Source organism: Oleiphilus sp. HI0128 (assembly GCF_001635365.1).
Genome location: NZ_LWGG01000396.1, coordinates 1 through 7926 on the forward strand (window position 1 = coordinate 1; position 7926 = coordinate 7926).

Here is a 7926-nt window from a genome sequence, read left to right on the forward strand (position 1 = left end):
CGCTGATTTGTCTGTCGATGAGGGGAATGAAGATTCCAATACTCCTACGGATAACGAAGGCTAGTCCCTTTGGCGCGTAGAAGAAAAGGACGCCTGCTAAACGGGGTGTTGTTGCTTGATAAGCCTCAAGGGATGACTTCAAATTTTGCCTTGCAAAAAGCTCGGCGGATATTTGGTGCTCAAAAAGCAGGTCATACCGGAAGTCTTGATCCTCTAGCGACGGGTGTTTTACCAATTTGTTTTGGTGAGGCAACCAAGTTCTCNCGTTATCTACTTGATGCGAATAAAGGCTATTACACAACCGCGACTCTAGGAGATATCCGGACGACCGGTGATAGTGATGGCGAAACGGTCGAGATCAAAGAAGTGCCTGCACTCAGTGAAGCTCCCTTATTAAGCTTGCTAGAGAAATTTAAAGGTGACATAGAGCAGGTGCCATCTATGTATTCTGCGCTAAAGCATCAGGGTCGCCCCTTATATGAATATGCGCGCAAAGGTATCACGATAGAGCGTCCTGCACGCCCAGTTAGTATTTTCAGGCTTGAGCTCGATGAGTTACGCGAAAAGCAGCTCGATTTGACTGTCGAATGTTCGAAAGGTACTTATATTCGCTCATTAGTGGAAGATATTGGTAATGAACTGGGCTGTGGTGCGCATGTCTCAATGTTGCGTCGTTTTAAGGCCGGGCACTTCATGTTGGATAGCACTGTTAAGATGCTTGCTTTGGACGAAATGTCTCAAGAACTTGCTTTAGGTGAAGGCTTGGAAGCAGTTTTAGATGTCAATTTACTGCCAATTGACAGTTTATTGCCTGATACACCCAAAGTATGCCTAAAAAATGAGCTTGTAAGCTCGATATTAAATGGACAAGCGGTTAGAATAGCCGACTTTGAAAATACTGGCTTTGTCTGTATTTATCTGCCTGTTGATACTTTATGCCAAAATTTAAGTGTCGAGCAGACAATATTCAAGCAGTATTTTGAATCTACCTTTGAAAAAGATGGTCAGCAATATGTCTTTGCTGGTGTCGCTGAAATTGACGAAGAAGGTATGTTACAACCTAGTCGACTCGTCAACTTTAATGAAATTGCGACACAGGTATAGGTCTTTTTCAAACTAATAACGGTAGAAAGAAAACAAGTTTCGCAAACGAGTTGACTGTAAATATGCGCGGTTGGCTTAAGTTTTAATTAGCATATTGAGGAAATAACTATGGCTCTTAATGCCGAAGAAAAAGCAAAAGTAGTAAGCGAATATCAACAGTCTGAAGGTGATACTGGTTCTCCAGAAGTTCAGGTTGCATTGTTGACAACTAACATCAACAAATTGCAAGGCCACTTCAAGGGTAACAAGCACGACCACCATTCACGTCGCGGTTTGATCCGTATGGTTAACCAGCGTCGTAAGTTGTTGGACTACTTGAAGCGTAAGGACGGTCAGCGTTATTTAGACTTGATCGCTCGCTTAGGTCTACGTCGCTAAGGTGTAAGCTTTTTGAGCTTTGTTTTAGAGATGACTATGATTTTGTTATGAAGTCATAAATAAAGTACCGGCATGTCTTGAAAGATAGACATGCCGGTTCTTTTTTATCGATAATCATATTTTTTTATGTGATTGTCATCACGCTTAGTTGTTTGTGCAGCTAAGGTAAATGTAAAAGTGCTTTGTTAGAAGGCCGTAAAGTTTTATGTCTGAGTGTTTTTTCTGAGCTCGTTCTTCAAAGAAGTAAGAACACTGAGACGTAAAGCTTTTAGTCCTTGTCATTTAGCGAAGCTAAATCAAAGAAAATAAATTAAGGAGCCGATGTGAATCCGGTTATTAAAAAATTTAAGTACGGTAAGTCAGAAGTTACAATCGAAACAGGCAGAATCGCTCGTCAAGCAACAGGTTCTGTATTAGTCACAATGGACGATATCGCAGTATTGGTTGCGGTAACAGCAGCTAAACAAACTGCGCCAGGCCAAGACTTTTTCCCATTATCTGTTTTCTACAACGAGAAACAGTATGCGATTGGTAAAATCCCAGGTGGTTACATCAAGCGTGAATCGCGTCCTTCTGAAAAAGAGACGCTAACTTCTCGTCTAATTGACCGTCCAATTCGTCCGTTGTTTCCAAATGGTTTCATGAACGAAGTTCAGGTTGTTTGTACTGTTATGTCAGCAAACAAAACTGACAACTCAGATATCGCAGCGATGATCGGTACTTCTGCTGCGTTGGCTATCTCAGGTGTTCCGTTCAATGGTCCTATCGGTGCAGCACGTGTTGGCTTTACTGATGAAGATGGTTATTCACTTAACCCAACAAACGCTGAGTTGGAAGATTCGTTATTAGACATGGTTGTAGCGGGCACCAAAGACGCAGTATTGATGGTTGAGTCTGAAGCAAAAGAAATGACTGAAGACGAAATGCTGGGCGCTGTTTTGTTTGCTCACCAGGAAATGCAGGCAATCGTTACTGCTGTAACCGAGTTTGCTGAAGAAGTAGGCACTGAGAAGTGGGACTGGACTCCTGAAGAAGTGAACACTGCGCTTGCTGAAGCTGTTGCGGCTGAGTCAGCGGAAGGTATTACAGCTGCTTACTCTATTAGCGACAAAATGGCACGTTACAGTGCACTAGGTGAGCTGAAAGCTGCTGCTGTTGAGAAGCTAGTGACCGATGCGGAAGATTCACCTTCTGCAGATGACGTTAAAGCTTACTTCTCTAAGTTAGAAAAGAAAATTGTTCGTGGTCGTATCACGCAAGGCGAGCCTCGTATCGATGGTCGTGACAACAGCACTGTTCGTCCTATAAAGGTTGAAGTGGGTGTACTGCCGAATACTCATGGTTCAGCTTTGTTTACACGTGGTGAGACTCAGGCGATTGTTACGACAACGCTAGGTACCTCTCGTGATGCACAGATCGTTGACGATTATGCTGGCGAATACAAAGAAAACTTCATGTTGCACTACAACTTCCCTCCTTACTCTGTAGGTGAGTGTGGTCGTATGGGTCCTCCAGGTCGTCGTGAGATCGGTCATGGTAAGTTGGCTAAGCGTGGTCTTCAGGCGCTTATGCCTACCGCTGAGGAATTCCCATACACAATTCGTTGTGTATCTGAAATCACAGAATCTAACGGTTCTAGCTCAATGGCAAGTGTTTGCGGAAGCAGCTTGGCAATGATGGATGCGGGTGTACCTTTAGCTGCGCCAGTTGCGGGTATCGCAATGGGCTTGGTTAAAGAAGGTGATGACTTTGCCGTTCTGACTGATATCTTGGGTGATGAAGATCACTTAGGCGATATGGACTTTAAAGTAGCGGGTACTGACGAAGGTATTACTGCTTTGCAGATGGATATCAAGATCGAAGGTATCAATGAGCAGATCATGGATATCGCACTTAAGCAGGCACACGATGCTCGTATTCATATTCTTGGTGAAATGAACAAGGTAATTGATGCATCTCGCGAGAACTTGTCTGACAAGGCTCCTGCAATGCGTACCATGAGTGTTCACGCTGACAAGATTCGTGACGTTATCGGTAAAGGTGGTGCAACGATCCGTTCTATTACTGAACAGACTGGTGCATCAGTTGATATCGAAGATGACGGTTCTATCAAGGTATTTGGTGAAGACAATGCGAGTGCTCAAGCAGCTATCGATATGATTATGGGTATCACTGCTGAAGCTGAAATTGGTCAGGTTTACGAAGGTAAAGTTGAGCGTATCGTTGATTTCGGTGCATTCGTTAATATCTTGCCTGGTAAAGATGGCTTGGTTCATATTTCTCAAATCTCAAATGAGCGTGTTGAGAAAGTAACTGATGTTCTTGAAGAGGGTCAGATGGTTAAGGTTAAGGTTCTAGATGTCGATAACCGAGGCCGTATCAAGCTAAGCATGAAAGAATTAGCTGAAGCTGAATAAGCTTTAGTGATGAAACTTAGGTCACTTGCAGTGCATTGAGTGGCCATTAAAGGAAGGGAGGTTTGAAAACCTCCCTTTTTTTATGCTTAAAATACCTTCAATAAAAAAGAGTAGGAAACAGTGAGAGGCGGTAATGGTGGAAAATTATTCTAAGCAAGGGCAGGCGCTAGAGGCCTTTCTCATCAAACATCTCCCGCTGGCTCGTGCCGCCCAGGTTTCTATTGATGCCTATGATGGCGAAACACTAAAGGTCAGCGCACCGTTATCAGAGAATATTAACGATAAAGGCACCGCTTTTGGTGGAAGCTTATACAATCTCTGTGTGATCGCCGGTTGGGGAATGACTCAGCTTAAAGCTGAAGCGCTAGGGCTTAAGGGAGATATCGTTGTTGCCAAGGGGGAGATCAACTACCTTCGGCCACTGAGAGGCCGGCTTGTCGCCACGGCTTATGCACCTGCACCCGAAATCTTGGAAAAAGCTCAGCACCATCACACCGGGCTTGGAAAATCGGTCTTCCATATTGAGGTGAGCGTCCCGGATGAGAATGGCAAAACCTGCGTTAAGTTTAGCGGTAAGTACGCAGTATTAGCCGCTCAAACTTGATGATAGTGTTTGATAACGTGATGGATGGCCTGACAGAGTTTTGCTAGTTCATCATTGCTCATGACATAAGGCGGCATGACGTAAACGAGTTTACCAAAGGGGCGCACCCAAACACCTTGCTCAACGAAGCGGCCTTGTATCTCAGCCATATTGACGGCTTCATATAATTCGACAACACCGATTCCACCCAAGACACGTACTTCATTTACGCTGTCTAGCTTGGCGCATGGGCTTAAGCCTTGTTTTAGCTTGGTTTCGATATTAGCTAAACGATCTTCCCAAGGCGAGTCTAAAAGCTGCTTTACGCTTGCCAATGCTACAGCGCAAGCGAGAGGGTTGGCCATAAAGGTTGGGCCGTGCATGAAAACGCCTGGGTTACCTGAGCTGATGGTATCACTGATATGTCTCGTCGTAAGCGTCGCCGCGAGGGTCATGTAGCCACCGGTGATGGCTTTGCCTAGGCATAAAATGTCGGGTGTTACCTCGGCATGTTCACAGGCGAAGAGTTTTCCGGTACGGCCAAAGCCGGTAGCAATTTCATCAAAAATTAGCAGAACGCCAAACTCATCTGCAAGTTTACGAGCTTCTCTCAAATAGGACTCAGAATAAAAGCGCATTCCCCCGGCACCTTGAACGATAGGCTCCATAATAATGGCTGCGGTATCTTGGTGGTGGTTCTCAAGCGCTGCTCTAAGGGCTTGCTTGTCATGTTCATTGCAGGCTTCACCTGGCTTAGATGTGGGTGCTGGAACAAAGAACTGCTTGGTTAAGGTTTCTGAGAACAGTGAGTGCATACCGTTTATCGGGTCACACACCGACATGGCCGCAAAGGTGTCGCCATGATAGCCATTAAGTAGCGAGATAAAGCGTTGCTTCTTGGGTTTGCCTTGGTCATGCCAGTACTGAATTGCCATTTTCATGGCGACTTCAACGGCCACAGAGCCTGAGTCGGCGAAGAATACAGCCTCTAATTTTTGAGGGCTGATCTCAACCAGGAGTTTGCTTAGCTCGATGGCTGGATCGTGCGTGAGACCGCCAAACATGACATGAGACATTTTGTCGCATTGTGCTTTTAGGGCTTCATTTAGTGTAGGGTGATTATAACCATGAATGACGCTCCACCAGGACGCCATGCCGTCTATTAGCTTTGTTCCGTCTTTTAGCTTGAGTGTGCAACCTTGAGCTGATTCGACATGAAAAATCTTATGGGGTGCACCAATTGCACTGTAGGGGTGCCAGATATGTTGGCGGTCGATCTCAAGGGCAGTTAGCGTGGTGCTGTCGCTCATAGCTTATATCTCTGATTCAAATTTATCATGCCAGTTTAAATGATATGGTTTCGTTCAGGTAGTTTCTATTTTTTTATTGGTCTAGACGTAATCAGCAGAGGGTTTCAGCTCTCGCATGAGTATATCTCGTGCTAACCCGCTAGCGAGCCATGGAAGGCTCTACCTACAATAATAGTATAACCTCATATCTGTAGGCAGAGGGTTCCACCCCTCGCTGAGTCTACCCCGCGCTAACCCTGCCAGCGAGACGAGGGAATGTATGTTTTCGATTGAGAAACCCTTTTTCTTACTCTTAAAAATAATGAACCAGAGAAAAACTGGAGGAGTGCTGATAGGCTTGTTCTTTGGTTTGTTGCTGATAAAAGCTGTGGTAAGCCGTTTGTGCCCGGATTTGCCATTGAGCACCAAGGTTGAAGCTAAAGCCAAGCTCAATATCCAAGCGCTTGAACTTAGCGCCGAAGAGATCAAAGGGGCGATAGGCTTCTAGCTTTAGGTTCCAGTCTTCATGCTGGCTTAGCCAGCCAAGTCGGGGGCCTGCTGCTAACCAGTAGCCTTTATCGATATCATTATCGAGATTCAGTTCTCCGTCAGTAAGGATGTATAGACGCTGCCCAAGATATTCATAACTCAGCCCTCCACCAGCATTCAAAAAACTGCTTAACTCTTCAGGGGCGCTGCGAGGTCGATAAAAGCCTGTCGCAACATGCCAGGAAATTGGTGTAATTAGTAGGTTTCGAGGTGTGTAGGAGGCAATATCGATGAGTTTCAGTTCTTGGAGTCGAGTCTTTGCCTCGTTATTTACCTCGGTACGACGAACTTTCATGTTAAGCATTTCAAGTTTAGCGCCTTGAATATAGCCAGGTAAGGCATCCAGTTGATCATGGTATGCTGCTCGAATTTCCAGTTGCTGGAAATGGTGGCTGCCGTCATAACCGCCGGCTAGCGTTAATCGGCGTGAGTTATGTCCTTGATCGTCACGATACTTAGGTGTTGGAAAGTCTGGAAATACTTTAGTCTTATCGATCTTACTTCTAGTCGAAAGTAGTTCGATCGTTCGTTTGCCAAGGTGTGGAAGGTCGGATTTTTTTCTCACTGCCAGGTAGCGGCTGTATTGGTAGGCCAATTCCAAAACCTTTGCCTGACTTTCTGTATCCAATCTTTGCAAGTGGTTTGTTGCAAGCTTGTTATCTTCTACCAAGTTCCTGGCAAGGTGGATCTCATCATCGCTTAAGTTATCGATCATCTGAGTCATCAGGCTTAAGGTAGAAGGGCGAAAACGTGCGTGCTTTACCGCTCCTGCTTGTTCAATGGCGCGTACTGTATCGGAAGGGATTGCGCTGAGTTTGAAGGCGTCGACGAAGTTAAAGCGTTCGCTGGCTGCATCCAATAAGGTGAGTAATTGGTAGGAGCAGTTTTCATCTACAAAATAATAATCAAAATGAACCGTTCTTATTTCCCAGGTGTGTCGGACAAACTGTTCGACCTCTTCTTGTGTCAGGTCTAAAGCGTATTCCCAAACGTCGCGTGACTCCAGGTGGCTGTATTCTTTGACTTTTTCATAGTAGGGGAGAATTGTAAAGACACCGGGGTAGCCACCGGAAAGACCTTTATAGGTAAAGACTAGCTCATTATCGTCAGGGTTGGCATTGGCGGCAAAGTTGATGCTGTAGTCTAGTAGTGCATTACTGCCAGAGGCGCGATCTATACGAATAAAGGTATGTCCAAACATTGAGGAGGGGCTGTTCAGATAGGCCGCCGGGAAGCTTAAGGTTAAGCTTTTAGGGTCGATCTTGGCGAACCAGTCCTCATAATCTGGGCACTTGGCTTCGGGGAAGTTCAATTCAGGGAGTTGTTGTGTTAGCCAATGAAAACGAGCAGGGAACTGGCAAATAAGCTCAAGGTTGCTGCTGTCGCCAGTAAACGCTGCAATATTAGCCTTGAGCTCAGACTTTGGCGAGTACTTTCCGTCTGGAGCGATAAAAAAACTGTCGTCATCAACCTGACTTTCAAATCGCGGAATAAAGCCTATTTGGTGAAAATGAAGAAGGTCGAGCCATTGTTCATTATCCGCTAGGGAAGTAAGTTTTGAATCTGGTATCGTTTGCGCGAGAGAGTTAAAGCTTAGACAGGCAAG

6 protein-coding genes are annotated in these 7926 nt (G+C 45.3%); 4 read left to right on the forward strand and 2 right to left on the reverse strand.

What is annotated here, in order from left to right; genetic code table 11:
* The first annotated feature begins 69 nt into the window (after window positions 1-69).
* The 4 genes from truB to A3763_RS04885 all read left to right on the forward strand — a co-directional run bounded on the left by truB (window position 70) and on the right by A3763_RS04885 (window position 4503).
* A complete protein-coding gene (gene truB, locus A3763_RS04870; RefSeq protein WP_068515203.1) occupies window positions 70-1104 on the forward strand; it encodes a tRNA pseudouridine(55) synthase TruB in 1035 nt (344 codons plus the stop codon).
* 108 nt (window positions 1105-1212) lie between these two features.
* Window positions 1213-1482: a 30S ribosomal protein S15 gene (gene rpsO / locus A3763_RS04875; RefSeq protein ID WP_068509647.1), complete on the forward strand. Its 270-nt coding sequence runs from the start codon at window positions 1213-1215 to the stop codon at window positions 1480-1482.
* Between the two features lie 323 nt (window positions 1483-1805).
* Entirely contained in the window at window positions 1806-3899 is a 2094-nt protein-coding gene (gene pnp / locus A3763_RS04880) for a polyribonucleotide nucleotidyltransferase (protein WP_068515201.1), read from the forward strand.
* 133 nt (window positions 3900-4032) lie between these two features.
* Entirely contained in the window at window positions 4033-4503 is a 471-nt protein-coding gene (locus A3763_RS04885; RefSeq protein WP_068515199.1) for a YiiD C-terminal domain-containing protein, read from the forward strand.
* On the opposite strand, the gene bioA is transcribed toward A3763_RS04885, so the two are convergent.
* Together bioA and A3763_RS04895 are read right to left on the reverse strand one after the other, a co-directional pair.
* Window positions 4494-5792 (reverse strand): adenosylmethionine--8-amino-7-oxononanoate transaminase, encoded by a 1299-nt coding sequence (gene bioA / locus A3763_RS04890; protein WP_068553619.1) that lies wholly within the window; start codon window positions 5790-5792, stop codon window positions 4494-4496. The genes A3763_RS04885 and bioA overlap by 10 nt on opposite strands.
* Before the next feature lie 292 nt (window positions 5793-6084).
* Window positions 6085-7926, reverse strand: a 1842-nt coding sequence (locus A3763_RS04895) for a DUF4105 domain-containing protein (RefSeq protein ID WP_068759923.1), incomplete at its 5' end; no start/stop codon positions are given.

Bases quoted from the DNA above. Each gene is read 5' to 3' on its own strand.
- A3763_RS04885 (WP_068515199.1), top strand. From the start codon at position 4,033: ATGGTGGAAAATTATTCTAAGCAAGGGCAGGCGCTAGAGGCCTTTCTC.
- bioA (WP_068553619.1), bottom strand. From the start codon at position 5,792: ATGAGCGACAGCACCACGCTAACTGCCCTTGAGATCGACCGCCAACAT.
- rpsO (WP_068509647.1), top strand. From the start codon at position 1,213: ATGGCTCTTAATGCCGAAGAAAAAGCAAAAGTAGTAAGCGAATATCAA.